This window comes from Pseudomonas sp. GD03858 (genome assembly GCF_029840925.1).
Classification (GTDB): domain Bacteria; phylum Pseudomonadota; class Gammaproteobacteria; order Pseudomonadales; family Pseudomonadaceae; genus Aquipseudomonas.
This window is the reverse complement of record NZ_JAOCDM010000063.1, coordinates 1-23,701: the sequence shown is the minus strand read 5'-3', so window position 1 is coordinate 23,701 and position 23,701 is coordinate 1. Positions and strand designations below refer to the sequence as shown.

At 65.5% G+C, this 23,701-nt stretch carries 24 protein-coding genes and 1 tRNA gene; 14 read left to right on the top strand and 11 right to left on the bottom strand.

Features of this window, described 5'->3' with window-relative positions:
• Nucleotides 1-12 precede the first annotated feature (12 nt).
• From N5D48_RS16535 to N5D48_RS16525, 3 genes are all read right to left on the bottom strand, one after another.
• Nucleotides 13-984 carry a magnesium and cobalt transport protein CorA gene (locus N5D48_RS16535; RefSeq protein WP_279886196.1) on the bottom strand — a complete coding sequence of 324 codons (972 nt, stop codon included), beginning with the start codon at nucleotides 982-984 and terminating at the stop codon, nucleotides 13-15.
• A 95-nt stretch (nucleotides 985-1,079) separates the two neighbouring features.
• Nucleotides 1,080-1,799, bottom strand: coding sequence for a 1-acylglycerol-3-phosphate O-acyltransferase (locus N5D48_RS16530; RefSeq protein ID WP_279886193.1), 720 nt, complete (start codon nucleotides 1,797-1,799; stop codon nucleotides 1,080-1,082).
• A gap of 281 nt (nucleotides 1,800-2,080) precedes the next feature.
• The gene (locus N5D48_RS16525; RefSeq protein ID WP_279886190.1) at nucleotides 2,081-2,770 is read right to left on the bottom strand and encodes a crotonase/enoyl-CoA hydratase family protein; all 690 of its coding nucleotides are present in this window, start codon (nucleotides 2,768-2,770) and stop codon (nucleotides 2,081-2,083) included.
• Between the two features lie 290 nt (nucleotides 2,771-3,060).
• Here N5D48_RS16525 and N5D48_RS16520 point away from each other — a divergent pair.
• A tRNA-Ser gene (locus N5D48_RS16520) sits at nucleotides 3,061-3,150 on the top strand.
• Between the two features lie 108 nt (nucleotides 3,151-3,258).
• Here N5D48_RS16520 and N5D48_RS16515 read toward each other — a convergent pair.
• Nucleotides 3,259-5,391, bottom strand: a complete 2,133-nt coding sequence (locus N5D48_RS16515; protein WP_279886187.1) for a TonB-dependent siderophore receptor — start codon at nucleotides 5,389-5,391, stop codon at nucleotides 3,259-3,261.
• A gap of 339 nt (nucleotides 5,392-5,730) precedes the next feature.
• On the bottom strand, nucleotides 5,731-6,108 hold the full coding sequence (locus N5D48_RS16510) for a hypothetical protein (protein ID WP_279886185.1): 378 nt from the start codon (nucleotides 6,106-6,108) through the stop codon (nucleotides 5,731-5,733).
• A 439-nt stretch (nucleotides 6,109-6,547) separates the two neighbouring features.
• On the opposite strand from N5D48_RS16510, the gene N5D48_RS16505 reads away from it, so the two are divergent.
• The 5 genes from N5D48_RS16505 (at nucleotide 6,548) to N5D48_RS16485 (ending at nucleotide 12,852) form a co-directional block, all read left to right on the top strand.
• Entirely contained in the window at nucleotides 6,548-8,005 is a 1,458-nt protein-coding gene (locus N5D48_RS16505) for a serralysin family metalloprotease (RefSeq protein WP_279886182.1), read from the top strand.
• A gap of 52 nt (nucleotides 8,006-8,057) precedes the next feature.
• Nucleotides 8,058-8,435, top strand: coding sequence for an AprI/Inh family metalloprotease inhibitor (locus tag N5D48_RS16500; RefSeq protein ID WP_279886180.1), 378 nt, complete (start codon nucleotides 8,058-8,060; stop codon nucleotides 8,433-8,435).
• Between the two features lie 44 nt (nucleotides 8,436-8,479).
• Nucleotides 8,480-10,201 (top strand): type I secretion system permease/ATPase, encoded by a 1,722-nt coding sequence (locus tag N5D48_RS16495; RefSeq protein WP_279886178.1) that lies wholly within the window; start codon nucleotides 8,480-8,482, stop codon nucleotides 10,199-10,201.
• The gene (locus N5D48_RS16490) at nucleotides 10,198-11,490 is read left to right on the top strand and encodes an HlyD family type I secretion periplasmic adaptor subunit (protein ID WP_279886177.1); all 1,293 of its coding nucleotides are present in this window, start codon (nucleotides 10,198-10,200) and stop codon (nucleotides 11,488-11,490) included. The genes N5D48_RS16495 and N5D48_RS16490 overlap by 4 nt, the downstream gene beginning before the upstream one ends.
• Before the next feature lie 78 nt (nucleotides 11,491-11,568).
• On the top strand, nucleotides 11,569-12,852 hold the full coding sequence (locus N5D48_RS16485) for a TolC family outer membrane protein (protein ID WP_279886217.1): 1,284 nt from the start codon (nucleotides 11,569-11,571) through the stop codon (nucleotides 12,850-12,852).
• Nucleotides 12,853-13,020: 168 nt separating this feature from the next.
• On the opposite strand, the gene N5D48_RS16480 is transcribed toward N5D48_RS16485, so the two are convergent.
• Nucleotides 13,021-13,551 carry a hypothetical protein gene (locus N5D48_RS16480; RefSeq protein WP_279886175.1) on the bottom strand — a complete coding sequence of 177 codons (531 nt, stop codon included), beginning with the start codon at nucleotides 13,549-13,551 and terminating at the stop codon, nucleotides 13,021-13,023.
• A gap of 60 nt (nucleotides 13,552-13,611) precedes the next feature.
• Entirely contained in the window at nucleotides 13,612-14,133 is a 522-nt protein-coding gene (locus N5D48_RS16475; RefSeq protein WP_279886173.1) for an ankyrin repeat domain-containing protein, read from the bottom strand.
• Between the two features lie 267 nt (nucleotides 14,134-14,400).
• Between N5D48_RS16475 and N5D48_RS16470 the strand changes: the two genes are divergently transcribed.
• On the top strand, nucleotides 14,401-14,673 hold the full coding sequence (locus N5D48_RS16470; protein ID WP_279886171.1) for a DUF3509 domain-containing protein: 273 nt from the start codon (nucleotides 14,401-14,403) through the stop codon (nucleotides 14,671-14,673).
• A gap of 18 nt (nucleotides 14,674-14,691) precedes the next feature.
• On the opposite strand, the gene N5D48_RS16465 is transcribed toward N5D48_RS16470, so the two are convergent.
• The 3 genes from N5D48_RS16465 to aroC all read right to left on the bottom strand — a co-directional run bounded on the left by N5D48_RS16465 (nucleotide 14,692) and on the right by aroC (nucleotide 17,589).
• Entirely contained in the window at nucleotides 14,692-15,228 is a 537-nt protein-coding gene (locus N5D48_RS16465; RefSeq protein WP_279886168.1) for an oxidase, read from the bottom strand.
• On the bottom strand, nucleotides 15,228-16,382 hold the full coding sequence (locus N5D48_RS16460) for an MFS transporter (protein ID WP_279886166.1): 1,155 nt from the start codon (nucleotides 16,380-16,382) through the stop codon (nucleotides 15,228-15,230). Before N5D48_RS16460 ends, N5D48_RS16465 begins: the two co-directional genes overlap by 1 nt.
• Before the next feature lie 115 nt (nucleotides 16,383-16,497).
• The gene (aroC, locus tag N5D48_RS16455; RefSeq protein ID WP_279886164.1) at nucleotides 16,498-17,589 is read right to left on the bottom strand and encodes a chorismate synthase; all 1,092 of its coding nucleotides are present in this window, start codon (nucleotides 17,587-17,589) and stop codon (nucleotides 16,498-16,500) included.
• Nucleotides 17,590-17,777: 188 nt separating this feature from the next.
• Here aroC and N5D48_RS16450 point away from each other — a divergent pair, with 188 nt between their 5' ends.
• A complete protein-coding gene (locus N5D48_RS16450) occupies nucleotides 17,778-18,740 on the top strand; it encodes an alpha/beta fold hydrolase (protein ID WP_279886163.1) in 963 nt (320 codons plus the stop codon).
• Nucleotides 18,741-18,843: 103 nt separating this feature from the next.
• Entirely contained in the window at nucleotides 18,844-19,629 is a 786-nt protein-coding gene (locus N5D48_RS16445) for a hypothetical protein (RefSeq protein WP_279886162.1), read from the top strand.
• A gap of 167 nt (nucleotides 19,630-19,796) precedes the next feature.
• On the opposite strand, the gene prmB is transcribed toward N5D48_RS16445, so the two are convergent.
• Entirely contained in the window at nucleotides 19,797-20,705 is a 909-nt protein-coding gene (gene prmB, locus N5D48_RS16440; protein WP_279886161.1) for a 50S ribosomal protein L3 N(5)-glutamine methyltransferase, read from the bottom strand.
• A gap of 179 nt (nucleotides 20,706-20,884) precedes the next feature.
• Between prmB and N5D48_RS16435 the strand changes: the two genes are divergently transcribed.
• From N5D48_RS16435 to N5D48_RS16415, 5 genes are all read left to right on the top strand, one after another.
• A complete protein-coding gene (locus N5D48_RS16435; protein ID WP_279886160.1) occupies nucleotides 20,885-21,475 on the top strand; it encodes a cysteine hydrolase family protein in 591 nt (196 codons plus the stop codon).
• A gap of 88 nt (nucleotides 21,476-21,563) precedes the next feature.
• Nucleotides 21,564-21,884, top strand: coding sequence for a hypothetical protein (locus N5D48_RS16430; protein WP_279886158.1), 321 nt, complete (start codon nucleotides 21,564-21,566; stop codon nucleotides 21,882-21,884).
• A 221-nt stretch (nucleotides 21,885-22,105) separates the two neighbouring features.
• A complete protein-coding gene (locus N5D48_RS16425) occupies nucleotides 22,106-22,666 on the top strand; it encodes a Smr/MutS family protein (RefSeq protein WP_279886155.1) in 561 nt (186 codons plus the stop codon).
• A 69-nt stretch (nucleotides 22,667-22,735) separates the two neighbouring features.
• Nucleotides 22,736-23,281: a GTP cyclohydrolase I FolE gene (folE, locus tag N5D48_RS16420; RefSeq protein WP_279886152.1), complete on the top strand. Its 546-nt coding sequence runs from the start codon at nucleotides 22,736-22,738 to the stop codon at nucleotides 23,279-23,281.
• Between the two features lie 58 nt (nucleotides 23,282-23,339).
• Nucleotides 23,340-23,701: glutaredoxin domain-containing protein (locus N5D48_RS16415; RefSeq protein ID WP_279886150.1), on the top strand; the 362-nt coding region annotated here is incomplete at its 3' end.

Below are 23,701 nucleotides of genomic sequence, written 5' to 3'. Positions count from 1 at the left end.
CTGCGTTCGCTGCTATAGCCAACCCGAGCGTTTGAAGCTGTAGTACAACCCCGAGCACCCCAGTCCGATGACACCCAGCACGGCGAAGTAACCGTAGTGCCAACCCAGCTCCGGCATGTTCTGGAAGTTCATCCCATAGATCCCGGCAACCGCCGTGGGAAACGCCAGGATCGCCGCCCAGGCGGCGAACTTGCGCTGGGTGATGCTCTGGCGTGACGACTCCAGCAGCATGCCGATCTCGATGGTCTGGCTGGCGATGTCGCGAATACCGGCCAGGTCTTCCATCTGCCGGGTGACGTGGATCTGCACGTCACGGAAGTACGGGCGCATGTTCTTGTCGATGAACGGGAAACTCAGGCGCTGCAGCTCCTCGCTGACCTCCACCATCGGCGCCACGTAGCGGCGCAGGCGCAGGATGTCGCGGCGCAGGCTGTGCAGGCGCTGGATGTCGGCCTCCTGCAGCGAGCCGCTGAGCACGCTCTGTTCCAGCTCCTCGATCTCGCCGTGGATGGCCTCGCTGACGGGTTGGTAGTTCTCGGTGACGAAGTCGAGCAGGGCATAGAGCACGAAGTCTTCGCCATGTTCGAGCAGCAGTGGCCGGGCCTCGCAGCGCTGGCGCACCAGTGAGTAGGACTTCGAGTGGCCGTTGCGGCAGGTGATGATGTAGCCGTTGCCGGCGAAGATGTGCGTCTCGATGAACTCGAGCCGGCCCTGATGCCTCACGGGGGAGTAGGTGACGATGAACAGCGCGTCGCCGAAGGTCTCCAGCTTGGGGCGGCTGTGCTTTTCCAGGGCGTCCTCGATGGCCAGCTCGTGCAGGCCGAACTGACGCTGCAGGTTGGCCAGCTCCTCGGCGTTGGGCTCCTCCAGGCCGATCCAGACGAAGTGCCCGGGCTTGCGGGCCCATTCGGCACCTTCGTCGATGTTGATGTTGGTGACTTTCCTGCCGGCGCTGTAGACCGCCGCTGCGACGACTCGACCCATGGTTGTCCGCTTATTCGGTTGAACATGGCAGACAGCTTGGGCTGTGTCGCGAGGCAGGGCAACCGTCGGGCATCAAGAAAGGCGCGGGAGGCGGGCTATTGGCCCGTCACTTCGCTTTCCATATGGTCGATGCAGTGCTGCATCTGGCTGCGGCATTGCTCGATCAGCGCTGGCAAGTCGTGCTGGGAAAGACCCGCGGTAGCGATGGGCGGCAGCGAGCGCACGATTACCGTGCGCTGGCGCCAGCTGTTCAGGCTCAGGCGCCGGGAGTAGCGGCTGACGCACACCGGCACGATCGGCACCCCGGCCTCCACGGCCATGTGGAACGCCCCCTTTTTGAACGCCAGCAGCTGCTCGCCGGGGTTGCGCGTGCCTTCGGGGAAGATCCAGATAGAGGTGTCGTCGCGCAGGGTGCGGGTGGTGGCCTGCATTGCCTTGCGCGCCTGGTAGGCGTTCTGGCGATCGATCAGCACATTGCCGCCCAGCCAGAACAGCTGGCCGAACAGCGGGATCCAGCCCAGGCTCTTCTTGCCGATGGCCACGGTGCGTCGTGGTACCACCTGGCCGAGGATGAACAGGTCGTAGTTGGACTGGTGATTGGCGACGATCACGCAGCCGGGCGGCTGGTCCCACAGCGGGCCAACCTCGGCCTTGACCTTGATACGCATGAACCAGGCCGCGGGCACGCTGTAGAGACGGGCGAACAGGCGACTGTTGTCGGGGTTGAACGGACGCAGCAGGCCGATGACCAGGCCGACGATGCCCACGAACAGGAAGTGCAGCGCCAACAGGAGCATGCGCAGGATATAAAGCATGGTACGACTCACACCGGACGATCGCGGCGCAGTGTACGGGTGTGCACTGTCTGGGGCAAATGCTCGACAAACATCAGGCAGTCCGCTGCCATGGAACTGCATATGACTTATTGAGTTAGCAGGGTTCTGTTTGATTTAGCAGGGACCTGTGGGAGCGGCTTTAGCCGCGAACACCGGCGTAGCCGGTGCCAGGCGGCGCGTCGCTTGTTTCGCGGGTGAACCCGCTCCCACAGGGTGCGCGCTTGCCGCCCAAACACAGGCCCCTGCAGCGGGCCAGCAGATCAGCCCAGGTGGTTCTGGTCCAGCAGGATCGCCTCGTCCAGCGTCTCCAGCAGACCCTTGCGCACCTTCAGCTTGGTGTTCTTGTGCGCCAGCATGTTCAGTTTCTTCAGCTCGCGGGCAGCGGCCAGGGCGGCCTCTTGCAGCTGCTCGGCCGGTACCACCTTGTCGAGGAAGCCGGCTTCGCGGGCGCCTTGCGGGTCGAAGATCTCGGCATTGTTCACCGAACGCTGGAACGCCGCGCGGCTGAGGCGATCACGGGCCAGCTCGATGCCGGCGTGGTGCATGGTCATGCCGATCTGCACTTCGTTCAGGCAGATCTTGTAGGGGCCGTCGACGCCGATGCGGTAGTCGCCCGAGAGCAGCAGGAACGCACCCTTGGCCACGGCGTTGCCGGGGCAGGCAACGATCACCGGGAACGGGTGCGACAGCAGGCGGCGGGCGAGGGTGGAGCCGGCGGTGACCAGGCCGACGGCCTCCTTGGGGCCGGCGGTCATCACCTTGAGATCGTAGCCGCCGGAGAGAATGCCCGGCTGGCCGGTGATGATCACCACGGCGCGGTCTTCCACGGCGCGGTCCAGGGCGGCATTGAACGCGGCGATGACATCCGGGGAGATGGCGTTGACCTTGCCGTTGTTCAGGGTCAGGGTGGCGATGCCGTCTTCGGCGTGGTAGGTAATCAGCTCGCTCATGGCAGAGTCCTTTGGATGGCGTGGCGACGACGTTACCCAGCCATTTCGGCCAGGTAAAGCGCCAAGGCTGACTGATCAGTCAGCGGCGAGGCTGCGTGCCTTGCGCCAGCAGGGCAGGGTAGCGGGCGCGAGAAAAAGCGCTGGATACAATGGCAGCATTGCCTTGATTACCCGGACTTTTCCGGCGGTTGGCTTAAATGCATGAAAATTCTGAAAAAAATGCTTGCCAAAGAAAAACGCATCCACTAAATTAGCGCGCCTCGACAGGCTGAACGGCTTGAAGAGAAAACGGTGAAGTGTCCGAGTGGTCGAAGGAGCACGCCTGGAAAGTGTGTATACGAGAAATCGTATCAAGGGTTCAAATCCCTTCTTCACCGCCACATTCTGCGAAAAGCCCCCGAATCGAAAGGTTCGGGGGCTTTTTGTTTGCCCTGATTACACGCAGTCCCTATGGGAGCGGGCAAGCCCGCTCCCACAGGGACTGCGACTCAGAAGCTGACCGAGGCCGAGAGCCGTGCGGTGCGCGGCGCACCCTGGAACAGGTAGTTGTCGCCCAGGTAATCGCCCACATCGCGCCAGTAGCGCTTGTCGAAGACGTTGTCCACGCTCAGGCGCAGCACGGTGTCGTAGCCGCCGATGTCGGTGCGGTAGCGGCTGCCGATGTCGAACACGGTGTAGCCACCGACCTCGACATTGCCCGCCTGGCTCGCGTACTTGCTGGCGCTGTAGCGGGCGCCGCCGAGCAGGGCCAGGCCGGGGATGGGCAGGGCGTAGTCGGCCTGCACGGCGGCGCGCAGGCGCGGCACGTTGATCGCTTGGTGGCCTTCGTAGGTGTCGGTGTCGCTGTTCTGCACCCGCGCGCGGATCGCCGCGGCGCTGGCCTGGATCTGCAGCTTCGAGGTCACCCAGCCGCTGGCGCCCAGCTCGAGGCCGGTGTTCTTCTGTTGGCCGGACTGCACGTAGGTGAAGCTGCCGTCACCTTCCGGGCGGGCGTACTGGTAGGCCTGGCGGATCTGGAACAGCGCGGCGCTGAAGCTCATGTCCTGCCAGTCGCGCTTGATGCCGACTTCGAGCTGGCGCGACAGGGTCGGGGCGAGGATTTGCGAGGCGTTGCTGGCGAACCAGGGCGCCGTGCCACCTGCGGACAGGCCTTTCGAGTAGCTCGCGTAGAGCGTGGTGTCGGCGCGTGGCTTATAGATCAACGCGGCGTTCGGCAGGAGCTGGTATTGCCGGGTGTGACGGTCGGCCTCGCCGGTCTCTTTCCAGGTTTTCTCATCCAGGCGCACTTCCCGGGCACCGATCACGGTCTGCCAGTTGTCGTTGAAAGTGATGCGGTCGCTGACGAACAGGCCGTACTGGCGGCTGTCCAGGCGGCGTTCGCTGGCGCCGATCGGTCTGCCGGAGGGCTCCAGGGCGGGCGCGCCGGTGTGGATGTTGCCGGTGCCCAGCCACTCGTTGTAGTACGGGCGTTGATCGAGCGTGCGACGCTGGGCGCTGGCGCCAACCGTCAGCTCATGGCCGACACCCAGCGCATCGAAGCGTCCATCGACCATGGCCTGCGCTTCGTCGATCCGGCGGGTGTCGTCGGGGCTGCGGAAATCATAGATGTCGTAGTCGCCGTTGGCGCCGAAGAAAGCCCCCTCGCTCGAGCCCCAGGCGAACGCACTGTAGTCATCGATCACCACCTTGCTGCGCGAAGCGCTCAAGGTGCCGTTCCAGTCGTCGTTGAACTGGTACTTGAAGCGTCCGCCCAGGTTCAGCGAGTCGTTTTGCACCGGCTTGGCCCATGACTGCCAGGCCAGGTGGTCCTTGGGGTCGACGCCGTGGGGCAGTTGGCTGCCGCCGAGCAATTGATATCCCGGCACCGAATACTGTTCGCGGTGCTGGTATTCGGCATCCAGTTCCAGCACGGCATTGGGGTTGATCTGCCAGTCCAGGGCCAGCGAGGCGAAGTCGCGCTTGCCGTCGGCATGGTCGACATAGGAGCGGATGTCCTCATGGGCCAGGTTCACCCGCAGGCCGAACTGGCGCTCGGCGCCGAACCAGCCGCCCAGGTCGGTGGCCAGGTAGCGTTCGCCCTGCTCGTTGCTCGATACACTGATGCTGCGCACGTCCTGCGGGCGCTTGGTCACGTAGTTGACCAGCCCGCCGGGTTCCGAAACGCCGCTCTGCAATCCCGACAGGCCCTTGAGCAGCTCCACCTGCTGCTTGTTCTCCAGCGCCACGTTCTGCTCGCCGGCGATGGTCTGGCCGTTGACCCGGTAGCTGCTGGCGGCGTTGAGCTCGAAGCCGCGCACGTTGAAGTTCTCGTAGTAGCCGATCGGTGCGTAGCTCTCGCCCACCGAGGCATCGCTTTGCAGCACTTCGCTGAGCTTGCGCACCTGGCGGTCATCGAGCAACTGGCGGCTGAACACGCTGACCGAGGCAGGGGTGTCGAGCAGCGGCGCGCGGTGCAGGCCGCCGACCTGGGCCTCGCGTGCCTGGTAATCGGTGTCGTCCTGGACTTGCGAGATGCGCACGGGGGCCAGGGTCACGCTGTCGTCGGCCAGGCCCTGGCCACTGTGCAGGGCCAGGCCCAGGCTGAGCAGCCCGAGAGGTAGGCGGGGGCGAAGCGGGGTCATGCAAGGCTCCTTGAAAAGCGGACGCGCCGTTATCGCTCGGCAGCTGTCGGGCAGGCAAAAAGGCGCCATGTTAGCAGGCTGCCAAGGGCGGGATTCGATGTTTCAGGTGAGGGCAGTCGCAGGCCAAGCGCACATCCTGCTGGCAAGCGCCCAGCCCTCCGGGCTGCGCGGGCCTTGTGGGAGCGGCTTTAGCCGCGAAGCAAGCGACGTGGTGTGTGGCACCGGCTGCGCCGGTGTTCGCGGCTAAAGCCGCTCCCACAGGTTCTGCCCAATCAGCAAGTCATGTGCAGTTCCATTGAGAGCCGGCTTATTGTCAGAACGAACGACGCGCTCGCCGATTCAGGCCGCGACCGGCCGCTGCTGCCGGCGCCAGCTGTCGTCGATCTTCGACCAGGTCTTGCCGTCGGTGATGGCCAGCAGCTTGCGGCCATCCTTGAAGGTGGCGAGGAAGGTGACCTCGTCCTCCTTGCCGCCAAGCAACAGACCGGCGAGCAGGCCGACCGGGCCGGCCACCAGGGCGCCGGCCACGCCCCAGCCCAAGGCACCGCCGAGGCTGCGGGTGGATTCGAGGTTGGCCAGCTTCAGGTCCTGGATGCGCGTGAGCGAGATGCGCTCGCCGGGCGAGGGGCTGCGTGGGGTCTTGAGTGTGAGCGCTCCATTGCGATACTCGCCTTCACCTTGCAAGAAATCGCCGGATTGCACCGTGAGCCTTGTCATCGTGTCGTCCTGTCAGGAAGGGGCTTTGACCAACGCCTAATGAGCGCCCGGGGCGAGGGCAAGTCAACGGCCAGGCGACGGAGGGTCATGTGACGTGTTGTCGCGCCACGCTGGCCAAAACGAGAGGGGGTTTGGCAAGTACAGCCGGCAGTCGCTTTTTCATAACTAAACTTCGAGTTGATATATATAAAACTCGGCAGTCATGACTGGCACTAATGGTTTCGCCCGTTGCCACTGATCCATCTCAGTTTGCGCAAATAAGTGCGGTGCAGTCGTTTTTTCGAAAACGAAAAAATGGCGTCAAAAAATGCTGGACAATAAGTTTCAGTTTGTGTCAGTTTTTTTGCGCCTCATAAGGGCGAGTGACAGGATGCTCTCGCCAGGTGGGAGACGCCTGTCTGACATCAACTGCTTTTTTGTACACAAGGAAGTAACCTGCATGTCGAAAGTCAAAGAAAACGCTATTGTTTCGGCCGCTTCCGTGCTGCAACCGAACGGTCCGAGTTCTTCCTACGGCCTGATCAATAGCTTTGCCCATCAGTACGATCGCGGTGGCGCGAACATCAACGGCAAGAAGTCGTTCACGGTCGACCAGGCCGCCGACCACCTGCTGCGTGATGGCGCCGCCTGGAAGGATCTGAACAAGGACGGCACCATCAGCCTCACCTACACCTTCCTGACCAAGGCACCCTCCGACTTCTACAGCCGCGGACTGGGCACGTTCAGCCAGTTCAGCGACCTGCAGAAAGCCCAGGCGAAGCTCTCCATGCAATCCTGGGCGGACGTGGCCAAGGTCACCTTCACCGAATCCGCCTCGGGCGGTGACGGCCACATGACCTTCGGCAACTTCAGCGCCAGCAATGGCGGTGCCGCGTTCGCCTACCTGCCGTTCGATCAGCCGGGTTCGCACAAAGGCGAATCCTGGTACCTGATCAACAGCGGCTACCAGGTCAACATCAACCCGGGCACCGGCAACTACGGACGTCAGACCCTGACCCACGAAATCGGCCACGTACTCGGTCTGTCCCACCCCGGCGACTACAACGCCGGCGAGGGCAACCCGACCTACCGTGACGCCGACTACGCCCAGGACACCCGTGGTTACAGCGTCATGAGCTACTGGAGCGAGAGCAACAACGGGCAGAACTTCGTCAAGGGCGGTGGCCAGTACTACGCCTCGGCCCCGCTGATGGACGACATCCTGGCGATCCAGAAGCTCTACGGCGCCAACTACGCCACCCGTGCCAGCGACACCACCTACGGCTTCAACTCCACCGCTGATCGCGACTTCTACTCGGCCACCTCGGCCTCGTCGAAGCTGGTGTTCTCGGTGTGGGACGGCGGCGGCAACGACACCTTCGACTTCTCCGGGTTCACCCAGAACCAGAAGATCAACCTCAACGAAGCGTCGTTCTCCGACGTCGGCGGCATGGTCGGCAACGTCTCCATCGCCAAGGGCGTGACCATCGAAAACGCCATCGGCGGCTCGGGCAACGACCTGCTGATCGGCAACGCGCTGGCCAACGTGCTCAAGGGTGGTGCCGGCAACGACATCATCTACGGCGGCGGCGGCGCCGACCAGCTGTGGGGCGGCAGCGGCGCGGACACCTTCGTGTTCGCCGCCGTCAGCGACTCGACCAAGGCGGCGCCGGACCGGATCATGGACTTCACCTCGGGTGTGGACAAGATCGATCTGTCGGCCATCTCCGCGTTCGCCGTGAACAAGCTGCCGCTGCAGTTCGTCAATGCCTTCACCGGTCATGCCGGCGAGGCGCTGCTGACCTACGACCAGGCCACCAACCTGGGCAGCCTGTCCATCGACTTCACCGGAAACAGCTCGGCTGACTTCCTGGTGACCACCGTTGGCCAGGCCGCTGTCACCGACATCGTGGTCTGATGTACGAGGGGCGGCGCTCGCGCGTCGCCCCTTTTGCCGACGAGGCCGATGAATGAAAGCAACTGTGCGAACGATCGCGCTGGCCGCGATCCCCCTGATGTCGATGACCGAGGTAGTCATGGCGAGCAGCCTGTTACTCCCCAACGCCGCGCAACTGGCCGGCCGTTGGCAGCTTTACCCCGAACAGCAGCAAGCGCAGGCCTGTGATCTGCGTCTGGGCGCCACGGAAGGTGAAATCGAAGGTGATCTGGATTGTGCCAAGGGCCTGATAGGCCTGCGCCCCGGCAGCTGGCTGGTGACCCCCGACACTCTGGCCCTAGTGGGCGGTGACGGCAGCAGCGTGGTGCACTTCAGCCGCGAAGGCGCCCAGCGCTACGCCTGGACCGCTCCGGACGGCAAGCAACTGGTGCTCGAGCGCCTCGACAAATAATCCCTGCCCGGAACTTGAAAGTTCCGGGCGAGCCAGGGCGAAACATGAAACTACCGAGCCAAAAGCCCGGGGCGCCTTTGTGGGCGGCACTCGGCGAACATAAATCAACGTTGATCAGTGTTGGCTGTTTCACCGCATTGATCAACTTGCTCATGCTGGTGCCATCCATTTATATGCTTCAAGTGTACGACCGTGTACTGAGTTCGCAGAACACCACAACTTTGTGGGTGCTCACGCTGATGGTGGTGGGCTTCTTCGTATATATAGGCGGGCTCGAAGCGGTCCGCAGTTTCATTGTCATTCGCGTGGGCAACCAGTTGGAGAAAAGTTTCAACTTGAAGGTCTATCGCGCCGCCTTCGAGCGTAACTTGCGCCAGCGCGACGGCGCCGCCGGGCAGGCCCTGGGCGATCTGACCCAGCTGCGCCAGTTCATTACCGGCCCTGCGCTGTTCGCCTTCTTCGATGCGCCCTGGTTTCCCATCTACCTGGCGGTGATCTTCGCCTTCAACGTCTGGTTGGGGGTGATGGCCACGGTCGGCGCGCTGCTGCTGATCGCCCTGGCGATTCTCAACGAACGCCTCACTCACGCCACGTTGGCCGAGGCCAGTGGCTTCCAGCAGCAATCGACGCAACTGGCCGGCAGCCAGCTGCAGAGCGCCGAGAGCATCCAGGCCATGGGCATGCTCGGCGCCCTGCGCCAGCGCTGGTACACCCTGCACGGGCGCTTCCTCGACCTGCAGAACAAGGCCAGCGACACTTCGGCGGTGATCACCGCCACCAGCAAGGGCCTGCGCCTGTGCCTGCAATCGCTGGTGCTGGGGCTGGGCGCCCTGCTGGTGATCGAGGGCCAGATGACGCCGGGCATGATGATCGCCGGCTCCATCCTGATGGGCCGGGTACTTGCCCCGATCGACCAGCTGATCGCGGTGTGGAAGCAGTGGAGCGGCGCGCAGCTGGCCTACCAGCGCCTGGACGGCCTGCTGCGCGAGCACCCCGAGCCGCCGACGCCGATGCCGCTGCCGGTGCCCACCGGGCAACTGGCGGTGGAGCAGGTCAGCGCCGGCCCGCCCGGGCGCAACCTGGCCACCCTGCAGCAGGTGAATTTCGCCCTGGCGCCGGGCGAACTGCTCGGCGTGCTGGGCGCTTCCGGCTCGGGCAAGTCGACCCTGGCCAAGGTGCTGGTCGGCGTGTGGCCGACGATCAGCGGTCATGTGCGCCTCGACGGCGCCGAGCTTGGCCAGTGGGACCGCGATGCCCTTGGCCCGCACATTGGCTACCTGCCACAGAACATCGAACTGCTGCGTGGCAGCATCGCCGAGAATATCGCCCGTTTCGGCGAGCTGGACGGCGTCAAGGTGGTCGAGGCGGCCCGCCTGGCGGGCGTGCATGAACTGATCCTGCGCCTGCCCCAGGGCTACGACACGCGCCTGGGCGAGGAGGGGGTCGACCTCTCCGGCGGCCAGAAGCAGCGCATCGCCCTGGCCCGTGCCCTGTACGGCGATGCCCGGCTGATCGTGCTCGACGAACCCAACTCCAACCTCGACAGCCATGGCGAGGCCGCGCTGGCCAGTGCCATCGTCCAGCTCAAGGCCCAGGGCCGCACCGTGGTGCTGGTGACCCATCGCAGCGCGGCGCTGGCCCAGGCCGACAAGCTGCTGGTGATGAACGAAGGACGCATGCAGGGCTTCGGCCCGGCCCGCGACATCCTCCACGCCATGGGCCAGGCCCCGGCGCAACGTCCGCTGCAGGCCGGAGGTGGCGCATGAGCCAGCACACGCGCGATGCACGTTTTCATGTGCGCCTGGGTTGGCTGCTGACCCTGGTCGGTTTCGGCGGCTTCATGGCCTGGGCCAGCTTCGCCCCGCTCGACCAGGGCGTGCCGGTGCAAGGCACCGTGGTGGTGTCGGGCAAGCGCAAGGCGGTGCAGTCCATGGCGGCCGGCGTGGTGAGCCGGATTCTGGTCAGCGAAGGCCAGCAGGTGCGCCAGGGCGAGCCGCTGTTTCGCCTCGACCGCACCCAGGTGCAGGCCGATGTCGAGGCGCTGCAGGCGCAGTACCGCATGACCCGCGCCGCCCTGGCCCGCTGGCAGAGCGAGCGCGACAACCTGGGGCAGGTACGGTTTCCCGCCGAGCTGCTCGAAGACGCCGATGCCCGCCTGACGCTGATCCTCGAAGGCCAGCGGCAGCTGTTCGACAGCCGCCGCCAGGCCCAGGCCCGCGAGCAGGGTGCCCTGGCCGCCAGCATCGACGGCTCGCAGGCCCAGTTGACCGGCATGCGCCGGGCGCGTGGCGACCTGCAGGCCCAGGCCGATTCGCTGCGCGAGCAGCTCGACAGCCTGCGTCCGTTGGCCGGTGACGGCTACATCCCGCGCAACCGCGTGCTCGAATACCAGCGGCAACTGTCGCAGGTGCAGCGCGACCTGGCGCAGAACGCTGGCGAGAGCGCGCGCCTGGAGCAGGTGATCGTCGAAGCCCGGCTCAAGCTGCAGCAGCGCCGCGAGGAGTACCAGAAAGAGGTGCGCAGCCAGCTGGCCGAAGCCCAGGTCAAGGCCGCGACCCTGGAACAGCAGCTCAACTCCGCGCACTTCGAGTTGCAGCACAGCGAGATCATGGCGCCGGCCGATGGCGTGGCGGTCAACCTTGGCGTGCATACCGAGGGCGCCGTGGTGCGGGCTGGCGACACGCTGCTGGAAATCGTGCCCCAGGGCACCGCGCTGGAAGTGGAAGGGCGCCTGCCGGTGAACCTGGTGGACAAGGTGGCGCCGCAGCAGCCTGTGGACATCCTGTTCACCGCCTTCAACCAGAACCGCACGCCACGGGTGACCGGGGAGGTGGCGCTGGTGTCGGCCGACCAGTTGATCGACGAGCGTAGCGGCCAGCCGTACTACGTGCTGCGCAGCACCGTCAGCGAAGAAGCGCTGGCGCGGCTCGAAGGGCTGGTGATCCGCCCGGGCATGCCCGCCGAGCTGTTCGTGCGCACCGGCGAGCGTTCGTTGCTCAACTACCTGTTCAAGCCCCTGCTCGACCGTGCAGGCACCGCCTTGACCGAACAATAAGGACGCCCAGTGAAGAAGTACCCACTGATCGGGCTGCTGGTCGCCTGTGCCTGGCTGCCGACAGCCACCCAGGCGGCGATGGGGCCGTTCCAGGTCTACGAGCAGGCCCTGCGCCGTGACCCGACCTATCTCGCCGCCTTCAAGGCCCGCGAGGCCGGCCAGGAATATCGCGCCATTGGCCGCGCCGGCCTGCTGCCGAGCCTGTCGTACAGTTACAACAAGGGGCGCAACGATTCCGAGGTGCGCTACCTGGGGGATTCGCGGCGGCAGAAGGAGGACCGCAATTACGACAGCATGGGCTCGACCTTCATCCTCCAGCAGCCGCTGTTCGACTACGAAGCCTACTCGAGCTATCGCAAGGGCGTGGCCCAGGCGCTGTTCGCCGACGAAAGCTTTCGTGACCAGAGCCAGCAGTTGCTGGTGCGGGTGATGACCAGCTACACCCAGGCGCTGTTCGCCCAGGACCAGATCGCCATCAGCGTGGCCAGCAAGCAGGCTTATCGTCAGCAGTTCCAGCAGAACCAGCGGCTGTTCGACGCCGGCGAAGGCACGCGCACCGATATCCTCGAAGCCCAGGCCCGCTATGAACTGGCCGATGCCGAGGAGATCCAGGCGCGCAACGACCAGGATGCCGCCCTGCGCGAGCTGGGCGCGCTGATCGGCGAACCGGCGGTGCGGGTCGAGGAACTGGCGCCGCTGCGCGTCGGCTTCGCCTTGCCGATGGTCGACCCCAGCGGCTACGAAGCCTGGCAGGAACGCGCGCTGGCCAACAACCCACAGTTGGCGTCATCGCGCCAAGCGCTGGAAGTGGCGCGCTACGAAGTGGAGCGCAACCGTGCCGGGCACCTGCCCAAGGTGACGGCGTTCGCCACCTCGCGGCGCCAGGAGTCGGACAGCGGCAACACCTACAACCAACGCTACGACACCAACACCGTGGGGATCGAGGTCAGCGTGCCGATCTTCGCCGGGGGCGGGGTGATGGCCTCGACCCGCCAGGCCAGCCGGCACCTGGAGCAAGCCGAGTACGAGCTCGACGGCAATACCCGCAGTGCGCTGATCGAGCTGCGCAAGCAATACAACGCCTGTCAATCCGGCGCCAGCCGCCTGCGCGCCTACGAGCGGGCGCTGGTGGCGGCCGAGGCGCTGGTGGTGTCGACGCGCAAGAGCGTGCAGGGCGGCGAGCGGGTGAACCTGGACGTGCTCAACGCCGAGCAGCAACTGGCCACCACCCGCCGAGACCTGGCCCAGGCGCGCTACGACTACCTGCTGGCGTGGATCAAGCTGCATTACCAGGCCGGGGTGCTGAGCGAGACGCAACTGTCGCGGGTGGACGAAGCGTTCATCGAGGGCAGGTCAGGCTGATCAGGCATGCGCAAATCCCTGTAGGAGCGGCCTTGTGTCGCGAAAGGGCTGCGAAGCAGCCCCGGCGATATCAGCTTGATACACGAAACCTGGGGGCGCTTCGCCCCCCTTTCGCGACACAAGGCCGCTCCTACAGGGGATGGGTAAATCCCGATATCCTGCGTGTACTCAGACGTGCACCGCCACCTTCAAGGCCTCCAGCGCCGGCTCCACCTTGATGCCAACGACCGCACCCAGCTCCAGCACGCGCGCCAGGTCGTTCTGCCCCACCATCACCATCTGCAGCTCGTCATCGAGCAACTGGCTGAAATTCAGCAGCACGTAGCCACCGGCCTCCTTGTTCAACGCGCCCATCTGCACCTGGATGCGGTTGAGCGCGGTCAGCGCCTCGGTGCGCGCCAGCTGCTTGGGCTTGAGGGTGAACGGTACGCTCTTGTCGAACGAGTCGCTGATCTGCTGAAACAGGTCCTGATAACTGTCGGCCTGGAACAGCACGGTATCCGGCAGGCTGCCGACCACCACCCATTCACCCAACGGGAACGGGAAACTGTCGTCATAGTTGATATCGGGGTTGGCGGCGAGGAAGGCGTCGGGATCGGCGTAGGCCTGGGCAGCCTCGCCGGCGATGCGCTCGATATCTTCATCGCGCATGCAGCCGGCGCCGATGAGGCTGATGAGTTCGAGCAACTGGTCTTTCATGGGGGGCCCTGCGGGTTGGCGTAAAAGGCGCCAAGGATAGCCGCAAATGCCCCCGGACGGTTAGCCGGCCAGCGCCTCCAGGCGCGCGGCAGCGTCTACGGCGCCCATGGTGCGAGCGGCCATCAGCGCGGTAGTGCCCGCCGCGTCGCGATGCGCCGGGTCAGCGCCCTGGGCCAGCAGAAAGTCGATGATCTCCAGGCGATTGAACATCGCCGCCAGCATCAACGCGGTACGGCCATCGGCAGCGGCGGCATCCACTGGCACGCCCTGGGCCAGCAGCAGGCGGATCATCGCCAGGTCGCCCTTGAACGCTGCGCCGGCGATGGGCAACTGACCGTTGGCGTTGGCGATCAACGGGTCGGCGCCATGGGCCAGCAGGGTTCTTACCGCCTCGTGATGGCCGTGGTAACTGGCCAGCATCAGCAGGGTATCGCCCTTGTGGTTGCGCAGATCGACAGGCAGGCCAGCGTCCAGCAGGCGTGCGAGCATCGGTGCATCGCCGCGCCGGGCGCGCTCGAACACTTCTTCGGCGAAGGCGGCGTGCTCTTCGTCGGTCATCGTGGTGGGTTGTTGATCGGACATCGGGAACCTCCTGGCATTGGCGTGGGGCCAAGTGTTGGTCAGGCAGCGCCAGCGGGTCAAAGGTTCAGATTCTATGGGCAGCAGAGAGGCAGCCTATCACCGTGCAAATTGCACTGTGCAAAATGCACGACCTTGCAGAATGCAAGGCCATGGCACACGAAATAAACATTAACTTATTGATTTATAAGTAATTTTTAAAAAATAGAGCGTGGCACGATCACTGCACCTATCCACTCACGTCTGCCCACCCAACAGTCAGGAGTTGATATGGACCTCATCCAGGAAAAATTCGCCTCGGTGTTCTCTGCCTACCAAGTGGCTACCCAGGCACGTCCAGACGGCGGCGTCCTGCTGACCCTGCGCGCCGCCGATGGCGTGGTGACCCGCCGCGTGCTGTCCTATGCGCAGCTGCACAGCGCCGAGCAGCTGTCCTGGGCGATCAGCGCCATTCGCCGCGACCTGGCGGGCGAAGCCAGTGAGTTGCCGACGATCTCGATGCTGCAGAGCCAACAGCGGTTCGCCCTGCCCACCTATCGCTGATCGCGCGAACCGTTTCCTTCAGAACTCATCCAGCCCGGCGAACTGCCGGGCCGTGGCATCGCCGGTAAAGCGTGGCTGCACGCCTTGCTCGCTGGCGAACAGGCGCAAGGCCAGGCAAAACGGGTTTTCGCCCAGGTCGAGCCAACGCCGCGTACCCGCCGGCACCACCAGCACATCGTCCTTTTCGCACAGCACGGCGTAGACGAAGCCACCCAGCCGCAAACTGACCTGGCCGCGTCCGCTGATCAGGGCAAACACCTCCTCCCCCTCATGCACATGCTCGTCGCGCAGATCGACCTGGCTCGGGTCGACGCCGTCCCGGCTGAACACGGCGACGGTGACGCTACCGTGCGCGGTCATCAACTGGTCCAACGGCTGGCGGCAGGCCGCGAGCACCTCATCCTGGCTGCTGCCGGGACGCAGGCGCGCGCCGGACTGCCAGCGGGCCAAGCGCACGCCCTGCTCGGCCAGGGTCGCGGCGATATCGTCGTGGTGGGTCAGCACCTTGTTCGGCAGTTCCGGGCTGGACGGGTCGAAAACACTGAGCATGCTCATCAGGGGGCGTTCCTGCTTTCTTTGAGACGGAGGGCAATGATAACGGCTGCCGCAAGCGCTGCGACGCTGGCCATACCAAAGGTGAAGTGCGGGCCCAGCAGTTTCCAGCTGTAGCCCGAGTACAGGGCGCCCAGCGCCCCGCCGGTACCTGACAGCGCAGCGTACAACGCCTGGCCCTGGCCCTGCTGGCGGGCGCCGAAGCTGGCCTGCACGAAGGCGATGCTGGCGGCGTGGAAGCAGCCGAAGGTCGCCGCGTGCAGCACCTGGGCCAGCACCAGCACCGCCGGTATGTCCGCCAGGTTGCCCAGCAGCAGCCAGCGCAAGGCTGCGAGCAGGAAGCTCGCCAACAGAACCCGGCGTACCGAAAAGCGCGCGAAGATCCGGCTCATGGCCATGAACACCAGCACTTCGGCCACCACGCCCAGCGCCCACAGCAGGCCGATGGCGCCGCGGCTGTAGCCCAGGTGTTCCAGGTGCAGGGTCAGGAAGGTGTAGTAGGGCCCGTGGCTGAGCTGCATCAACGCCACGCAGCCATAGAACGCCAGCACCCCCGGCGCCATCACCTGCTTGAGGAAGCCTTCGGCACCGCGCCGCTCGGCATGCTCCACCGGTTGCGCGTTGGGCACCCACAGGCTGGCGGCAACGATGCCAGCCATGATGATCACCAGCGCCAGCGGGTAAATGTCCAGGCTCAGCCATTCGAACAGGCGCCCCAGCCCGACCACGGCGAGGATGAAGCCGATCGAACCCCACAGGCGGACCTGGCTGTAGCGCGCCGTCTGGCCGTGCAGGTGGGCCAGGGTGATCACCTCGAACTGCGGCAGCACCGCGTGCCAGAAGAACGCGTGCAGCGCCATCACCAGCGCCAGCCAGGCGTAGCTCTTGCCAAGGAAGATCAGCGAGAAGGTAGCCAGGGTCGACAGCGCACCCAGGCGCACGATCAGCAGGCGCTGGCCGCTGCGATCACCCAGCCAGCCCCACAGGTTCGGCGCGAGGCAGCGCATCAGCATGGGGATGGCCACCAACTCGCCGATGCGCGCCGGGGAGAAGCCCAGGTGATCGAAGTACAGGGCCAGGAACGGCGCGGTGGCACCGAGCAGGGCGAAGTAGCAGAGGTAGAAGCTGGACAGACGCCAGTATGGAATGGGGGGCATGGGGTGGCCTTGTGGGGACCTGCCCTGGCCTCTTCGCGGGTAAACCCGCTCCCACAAGGAGCATCGCTGTACCTGTGGGAGCGGGTTTACCCGAGAAGAGGCCGGGACTGAAGAATCAGAGCTGGCCCAGCACCGGGGTACCGACCTTGACCTCGGCATTCTGCGCCCGATGGCGCAGCAGGTGATCCATCAGCACGATGGCCATCATCGCCTCGGCGATCGGCGTGGCGCGGATGCCGACGCACGGGTCGTGACGGCCCTTGGTGATCACCTCGACCGGATTGCCGTCGACGTCGATCGAACGGCCCGGGGTGGTGATGCTGGACGTCGGCTTGAGCGCCAGGTGGGCGACGATCGGCTGGCCGGAGGAGATGCCGCCGAGAATGCCGCCGGCGTTGTTGCTCAGGAAGCCCTCGGGCGTCATCTCGTCACGGTGCTCGGTGCCGCGCTGGGCAACGCTGGCGAAGCCGGCGCCGATCTCCACGCCCTTGACCGCGTTGATGCTCATCAAGGCGTGGGCGAGTTCAGCGTCGAGACGGTCGAAGATCGGCTCGCCCAGGCCTGGCATCACGCCTTCGGCGACCACGGTGATCTTCGCCCCCACCGAATCCTGGTCGCGGCGCAGCTGGTCCATGTAGGCCTCGAGCTCCGGCACCTTGTCCGGGTCAGGGCAGAAGAAGGCGTTGTGCTCCACCGATTCCCAGGTCTTGAACGGAATCTCGATCGGTCCGAGCTGGCTCATGTAGCCGCGCACGCGGATGCCCTGGGTGGCCAGGTACTTCTTGGCGATGGCACCGGCCGCCACGCGCATGGCGGTCTCGCGCGCCGAGCTGCGGCCACCGCCACGGTAGTCGCGGATGCCGTACTTGTGGTGGTAGGTGTAGTCGGCGTGGGCCGGGCGGAACAGGTCCTTGATCGCCGAGTAGTCCTTGGACTTCTGGTCGGTGTTGCGGATCAGCAGGCCGATCGAGCAGCCGGTGGTGCGCCCTTCGAAGACCCCGGAGAGGATCTCCACCTCGTCCGGCTCCTGGCGCTGGGTGGTGTGCCGGCTGGTGCCGGGCTTGCGCCGGTCGAGGTCGTGCTGCAGGTCGGCCAGGGCGATTTCCAGGCCGGGCGGGCAGCCGTCGACAATGGCGACCAACGCCGGGCCATGGCTCTCGCCTGCGGTGGTGACAGTGAACAGCTTGCCGTAGGTATTGCCGGACATGGACGCTCCGCGAATCAGCCTGAATGGGTAGGAGGTGGCCAGTATACGGAAAAGACAAGGGGATGGGTTGCCCATGCCGGCCTCTGTGGAGCGGGTTTACCCGCGAACGGGCCAGCACGGGAAAGCAGCCATGCGAACCTTCGTCCTGCCACGATGTCTCAATGACACCTTTCCATGTAGTTCCCTCCATGAAGTCGCGTCTCGCCGCCCTCCTCCTGCTGCTGTTCGCCGGCCTCGCCCAGGCCGCCGCGCCCACCGTGCTGCAGCGCCCCATCGACCTGGACACCGGCCAGGGCGTGCTGCACGGCAGCCTGCTGTTGCCCCAGCAGGCCACCCCGCCACCGGTGGTGCTGATCATCGCCGGCTCCGGCCCGACCGACCGCGACGGCAACAACCCTGCCTCCGGGCGTATCGACAACCTCAAGCGCCTGGCCCTGCTGCTGGCCAACGAGCACATCGCCAGCGTGCGCTTCGACAAGCGAGGCGTGGCGGCCAGCCAGCCGGCCACGCCCGACGAGCGCAATCTCAGCGTCGAGCGCTACGTCGCCGATGTGGTCGCCTGGGGCCGCGCGCTCAGGCAGGATCCGCGCTTCGGCCCACTGATCCTGGTCGGTCACAGCGAAGGCGCGCTGATTGCCAGCCTCGCCGCCGAGCAGGCCGGCGCCAGCGCGGTGATCACCCTGGCCGGCAGCGGCCGTCCGGTGGCGGATGTGCTGCGCGAGCAACTGGCCCAGCGCCTGCCGCCGCCGCAGCTGGCCGGCGGCGTGGCGCTGATCGACCGCCTGCAGGCCGGACAGACCAGCCTCGATGTGCCCGCGCCGCTGCGCCAGGTATTCCGCCCCAGCGTGCAGCCCTACCTGATCACCTTGCTGCGCCAGGACCCGGCTGCCGCCTTCGCTCACCTCAAGGTTCCCGCGCTGATCGTGCAGGGACGCAACGATGTGCAGGTGGAGGTGGCCGACGCCGAGCGCCTGAAGGCCGCCAAGCCCGACGCGCAACTGGCGCTGATCGACGGCATGAACCATATGCTGCGCATCAGCCCACGGGACATGAGCCAGCAGCGTGACAGTTACCGCAACCCTGAACTGCCCCTGGCCCGCGAGCTGGGCGAGCGGATCGTCATCTTCATCCATGGACTGCCGTCGGCCTGACGGCAGCACTCAGGTCTTTTCGCCAGCTGCCGATAACGCGGCAAGAAGGCCGTGATCGACGGGAGTCGCTCACGCTGCCGCCGTGGACCTGAGGATGAGCCTGATGACCGATGCCCCCGCCGCCGAGGCGACCGAAGAAGAAGACGTTCCGCAAAGCGCGCCACTGCCCTGGGCGGAGCTTGCCGTCGAACACTTCCAACTGCTGCGCCTGGCGCCCCTTCCCACCGATCGCAACAGCGGCGCCCGGCCGCTGCGCTTCGTCCAGTTCGGCTACGCCGAGCGTCACGACAAGGCCCACAGCCTGCTGCGCATGGAAATCCGCCTGCCCGGGCAAAAGGTGCGCAAGGAACAGAACCAGCTGGACATCCGCGTCGATCACGAACAACGCCTGGTGCGCATCGGCGACCCCGCCGGCCTGCAGGTCGAGCCGCTGAACCGCGGCATCGGCCGCTTCCTGCTGGCCCAGGCCGTGCAATGGCTGCAGCAGCGCTGCTCGCACTATCGGGTCGAGGGCATGAGCCTGCCGAACAAGGACGCCCTGAACGAAGACACCCGTCTGCGCCGCGACCATGTGCTGGCCAGCGCCGGCCTGGCGGTGGAATACACCGACGGCCAGTTGCTCAAGGGGCGCCTGGTGGAAACGGCGGTGGGCCAGCTCAAGGGCGGCTGGAATACCGAGAAGCTCCAGCGCGTGGACATCATCGAGGCCGCTGGCATGCTGCAGCAGGCCGAGCAGAACCTGATGGAGAAGGAAGCCCAGCTGCGCGAGCGTGACGAGCGGGTGGCCAAGTACCGCCGCGAGGACGGTGGGCTGCGTTTCACCATCACCTGCCTGGTCGCGTTCGCGGTGTTCCAGGCCGGGCTGCTGATCTGGATCGCGACCCGCTGACCCGCCCTGCGCGATCCGTGTAGGAGCGGCCTTGCCGAGGCGTCGGACCGGTCGGAAAGGGCTGCGCAGCGGCCCCAGGTTTTCAGTGCTGATGCAAAGATCGCCGGGGCCGCTTTGCGGCCCTTTCGCGACACAAGGCCGCTCCTACAGGGGGCGGTGTGAATCCGTCAGACCCGCGCCTTGAACAGTTCCTGATGCTGCCGGCACTGCTCGGCCGTGAGCATGAACACGCCGTGCCCGCCGCGCTCGAACTCCAGCCAGGTGAAATCCACCTCGGGATAGAGCGACTCCACATGCACCTGGCTGTTGCCCACCTCGACGATCATCAACCCCTTTTCGCTCAGGTGGTCGGCCGCTTCGGCGAGCATGCGCCGCACCAGGTCCAGGCCGTCGTTGCCGCAGGCCAGGCCCAGCTCGGGCTCATGGTGGTACTCCGCCGGCATGTCGCCGAAGTCCTCGGCATCGACATACGGCGGGTTGGACAGGATCAGGTCGAAACGCTGCCCTGGCAGCCCACCGAAACCATCGCCCTGCACCGTGTACACCCGTGCGTCCAGGCCATGGCGCTCGATGTTCTGGTTGGCCACCTCCAGCGCATCGAAGGACAGGTCGGCCAGCACCACCTCGGCCTCCTGGAATACGTCGGCGGCGACGATACCGATGCAGCCGGAGCCGGTGCACAGGTCGAGGATGCGCGCAGGCTCCGCCGCCAGCCACGGCTCGAAGCGCTTTTCGATCAACTCGCCGATCGGCGAGCGCGGCACCAGCACACGCTCGTCGACGATGAACGACATGCCGCAGAACCAGGCCTCGCCCAGCAGGTACGCGGTGGGCACTCGCTCCTCGATGCGGCGCTTGAGCAGATGCTGCAGGCGTACCCGCTCGTCGTCCTCGAGCGCGCAATCCAGGTAGCTGTCGGCCACCTCCCAGGGCAGGTGCACCGCGCCCAGCACCAGCAGGCGGGCCTCGTCCCAGGCATTGTCGGCGCCATGGCCGAAGAACAGCTCGTGCTCATGGAAGCGGCTGACCGCCCAGCGAATATGGTCGCGCAGGGTGCGCAGGCGGGATGTGATCACGGGGTACTCCTTTTCAGACAGGACAAAAGTCTAACAGCCCGCACCGCACAAATGTGCCCGACGATGGCCGAATGGATAGCCACAGGCCAGTAACCACGCCACTTGCACTGTCAACCATTCACATTGGCGTCTCGGCAGGGGAGAATAGGCGCACAAAAGCCCTATCCAAGGAGCCCTTGATGTCCGTTCCAACCACGATGTTCCGCCTCACTGGCCGCGACTACCCGCCGGCCAAGCTGGGCCAAGCCAGCCTGATCGTCATCGACGCGCAGAAGGAGTACCTGAGCGGTCCGCTGGCGTTGTCGGGCATGGACGAGGCCGTGGCGAACATTGCCAGGTTGCTCGACGCCGCCCGCAAGGCCGGCCGTCCGATCATCCACGTCCGCCACCTCGGCACCGTTGGCGGGCGCTTCGACCCCCAGGGCCCGGCAGGCGAGTTCATCCCGGGCCTGGAGCCGCGCGACGGCGAGATCGTCATCGAAAAGCGCATGCCCAATGCCTTCAAGAACACCAAGCTGCACGAGACCCTGCAGGCGCTCGGCCACCTCGACCTGATCGTCTGCGGCTTCATGAGCCACTCCAGCGTCAGCACCACGGTGCGCCGCGCCAAGGACTATGGTTATCGCTGCACCCTGGTGCAGGACGCGTCGGCGACCCGTGACCTGGCCCTGAAGGACACCGTGATTCCCGCCGCGCAGATTCACCAGTGCGAAATGGCCGTGATGGCCGACAACTTCGCCTGCGTCGCCCCCACCGCCAGCCTGGTCTGAGCCGCGACCGCCCGGCGGACGGGCGGAACCCCAGGGTGACCGGCAGGTCGAAATCCGGATCAGCTCCACCAGATCCCGAGGAATTCGAATGAAGCTCAAAGGCAGTTTCGATGCCAAGCGCCTGCGTCAACGCGAGCCAAGCAACTGGGGCGCGCGCATTGCCGCAGCGCTCTCCGTGCTGCTCGCCACCCTGGGCATATTGCTCGCCATGGCCGGTTTCGCCGGCCTGCTGGGCAATTACGCCGCGCTGGCCGAGCTCAATGCCAACCGCCCGCTGTCGGCGATTCTCGTCGTGGTCGGGTTGTTGCTGCTGTGGATCGGCGTGCGCGTCTGGCGACGCAGCCGCATCCGACTGCGCCGTGGCCGCGAGTTGAACCTGTCGCCGCACCTGATGAAGAAGCACGACTGACAGATTTACACCTCCCCCTGTAGGAGCGGCCTTGCGTCGCGAAAGGGCTGCGCAGCAGCCCCCCGGTCTCAGCGTCGACGCAACAATCGCCGGGGCCGCTTTGCGGCCCTTTCCGACCGGTCCGACGCCTCGGCAAGGCCGCTCCTACACAAACCGCGCGCAGCTCAGGGCTTCACTCCGACGCGCAGTCGCGTAAACTACGCCGCCCACGTGGAGGCAGCATGCAAGACGACGATTTTTCCCTGTTCAGCGCCGAGGTGCGCGGCGTCAAGCCGATCAAGCACGACCGCGCCGAAGTCGGCAAACCCAAGGCCGACCGCAAGCAGTTGGCCGGCCTGCGCCAGGCGGCGACCGTGCGCAGCGACCAGACACTGGTGATCGACGGTCTTTCCGACCAGTTCGTCATCGACGTCGGTGCCGAGGATGAACTGATGTGGCGCCGCGACGGCGTCCAGGAAACCCAGATCCGCAAGCTCAAGCTCGGCCAGATCGCCTTCGAGGGCAGCCTCGACCTGCACGGCATGAGCGTCGAGAAGGCGCGCGAAACGCTGTGGGACTTCATCGCCGAGGCCACCCGCCTGGAAGTGCGCTGCGTGCGCGTCACCCACGGCAAGGCCGCGCGCCTGGACGGCAAGCGCCCGATGATCAAGAGCCACGTCAATACCTGGCTGCGCCAGCACCCGCAAGTGCTCGGCTTCGCCTCCTGCCAGGCCCGCCACGGCGGCACCGGGGCGGTATACGTGATGCTCAAGCGAACCATGCTCGAAGGTCGCGACGAGTGACATCGCGCTTGCAGCGCCGCCGTCGCCGCCGTACCCTTCGCCTTTGCGAAACTTTCCACAGGTAGATCCATGTCCCTGGAACAGAACTACACCGCGATCCTCAGCCAGATCGGCGAGGACGTCTCCCGCGAGGGCCTGCTCGACACGCCGAAGCGGGCCGCGAAGGCCATGAAGTACCTTTGCCGCGGTTACGAACAGACGCTGGAAGAAGTGACCAACGGCGCACTGTTCACCTCCGACAACAGCGAAATGGTGCTGGTCCGGGACATCGAGCTGTATTCGATGTGCGAGCACCACATGCTGCCGTTCATCGGCAAGGCCCATGTGGCCTACCTGCCCAAGGGCAAGGTGCTGGGCCTGTCGAAGGTCGCGCGGATCGTCGACATGTACGCCCGCCGCCTGCAGATCCAGGAAAACCTCAGCCGCCAGATCGCCGACGCCGTGCAGCAGGTGACCGGCGCCGCAGGCGTGGCGGTGGTCATCGAGGCCAAGCACATGTGCATGATGATGCGTGGTGTCGAGAAACAGAACTCGACCATGCTCACTTCGGTGATGCTCGGTGAGTTCCGCGAGAACGCCGCCACCCGTAGCGAGTTCCTCAGCCTGATCAAGTGATCGGCCTGTACCCCGAGCCGACCCCATGGGGTCGGCTTTTTCATTTCAGGAGTTGCCCATGATCGTCAAAGCCTTGCGAGTCGGCCTCGGCCAGCTCATCGTGTTCGGCGACTGGATCAGCCGTCCGGCCAAGAAAAAGCGCGATGCCTCGGCCCAGGCGCGCGTCGAGCAAGAGGCCAAAGGCCTGGCGCTGTATCAGTTCCATGCCTGCCCGTTCTGCGTGAAAACCCGTCGCGCCCTGCACCGCCTGAACGTGCCGGTGGCGCTGCGCGATGCGAAGAACGATCCGCAGCACCGCCAGGCGCTGTTCGAGGGCGGCGGCCGGGTGAAGGTGCCGTGCCTGCGGATCGAGGAGGACGGCAAGGTGACCTGGATGTATGAGTCCAAGGACATCATCGCCTACCTGGACAAACGCTTCGC

Excerpts from the sequence above, each read along its gene's own strand:
- N5D48_RS16535 (WP_279886196.1), bottom strand. The coding sequence starts at position 984 with ATGGGTCGAGTCGTCGCAGCGGCGGTCTACAGCGCCGGCAGGAAAGTC.
- N5D48_RS16530 (WP_279886193.1), bottom strand. The coding sequence starts at position 1,799 with ATGCTTTATATCCTGCGCATGCTCCTGTTGGCGCTGCACTTCCTGTTC.
- N5D48_RS16525 (WP_279886190.1), bottom strand. The coding sequence starts at position 2,770 with ATGAGCGAGCTGATTACCTACCACGCCGAAGACGGCATCGCCACCCTG.
- N5D48_RS16515 (WP_279886187.1), bottom strand. The coding sequence starts at position 5,391 with ATGACCCCGCTTCGCCCCCGCCTACCTCTCGGGCTGCTCAGCCTGGGC.
- N5D48_RS16510 (WP_279886185.1), bottom strand. The coding sequence starts at position 6,108 with ATGACAAGGCTCACGGTGCAATCCGGCGATTTCTTGCAAGGTGAAGGC.
- N5D48_RS16505 (WP_279886182.1), top strand. The coding sequence starts at position 6,548 with ATGTCGAAAGTCAAAGAAAACGCTATTGTTTCGGCCGCTTCCGTGCTG.
- N5D48_RS16500 (WP_279886180.1), top strand. The coding sequence starts at position 8,058 with ATGAAAGCAACTGTGCGAACGATCGCGCTGGCCGCGATCCCCCTGATG.
- N5D48_RS16495 (WP_279886178.1), top strand. The coding sequence starts at position 8,480 with ATGAAACTACCGAGCCAAAAGCCCGGGGCGCCTTTGTGGGCGGCACTC.
- N5D48_RS16490 (WP_279886177.1), top strand. The coding sequence starts at position 10,198 with ATGAGCCAGCACACGCGCGATGCACGTTTTCATGTGCGCCTGGGTTGG.
- N5D48_RS16485 (WP_279886217.1), top strand. The coding sequence starts at position 11,569 with ATGGGGCCGTTCCAGGTCTACGAGCAGGCCCTGCGCCGTGACCCGACC.
- N5D48_RS16480 (WP_279886175.1), bottom strand. The coding sequence starts at position 13,551 with ATGAAAGACCAGTTGCTCGAACTCATCAGCCTCATCGGCGCCGGCTGC.
- N5D48_RS16475 (WP_279886173.1), bottom strand. The coding sequence starts at position 14,133 with ATGTCCGATCAACAACCCACCACGATGACCGACGAAGAGCACGCCGCC.
- N5D48_RS16470 (WP_279886171.1), top strand. The coding sequence starts at position 14,401 with ATGGACCTCATCCAGGAAAAATTCGCCTCGGTGTTCTCTGCCTACCAA.
- N5D48_RS16465 (WP_279886168.1), bottom strand. The coding sequence starts at position 15,228 with ATGAGCATGCTCAGTGTTTTCGACCCGTCCAGCCCGGAACTGCCGAAC.
- N5D48_RS16460 (WP_279886166.1), bottom strand. The coding sequence starts at position 16,382 with ATGCCCCCCATTCCATACTGGCGTCTGTCCAGCTTCTACCTCTGCTAC.
- aroC (WP_279886164.1), bottom strand. The coding sequence starts at position 17,589 with ATGTCCGGCAATACCTACGGCAAGCTGTTCACTGTCACCACCGCAGGC.
- N5D48_RS16450 (WP_279886163.1), top strand. The coding sequence starts at position 17,778 with ATGAAGTCGCGTCTCGCCGCCCTCCTCCTGCTGCTGTTCGCCGGCCTC.
- N5D48_RS16445 (WP_279886162.1), top strand. The coding sequence starts at position 18,844 with ATGACCGATGCCCCCGCCGCCGAGGCGACCGAAGAAGAAGACGTTCCG.
- N5D48_RS16435 (WP_279886160.1), top strand. The coding sequence starts at position 20,885 with ATGTCCGTTCCAACCACGATGTTCCGCCTCACTGGCCGCGACTACCCG.
- N5D48_RS16430 (WP_279886158.1), top strand. The coding sequence starts at position 21,564 with ATGAAGCTCAAAGGCAGTTTCGATGCCAAGCGCCTGCGTCAACGCGAG.
- N5D48_RS16425 (WP_279886155.1), top strand. The coding sequence starts at position 22,106 with ATGCAAGACGACGATTTTTCCCTGTTCAGCGCCGAGGTGCGCGGCGTC.
- folE (WP_279886152.1), top strand. The coding sequence starts at position 22,736 with ATGTCCCTGGAACAGAACTACACCGCGATCCTCAGCCAGATCGGCGAG.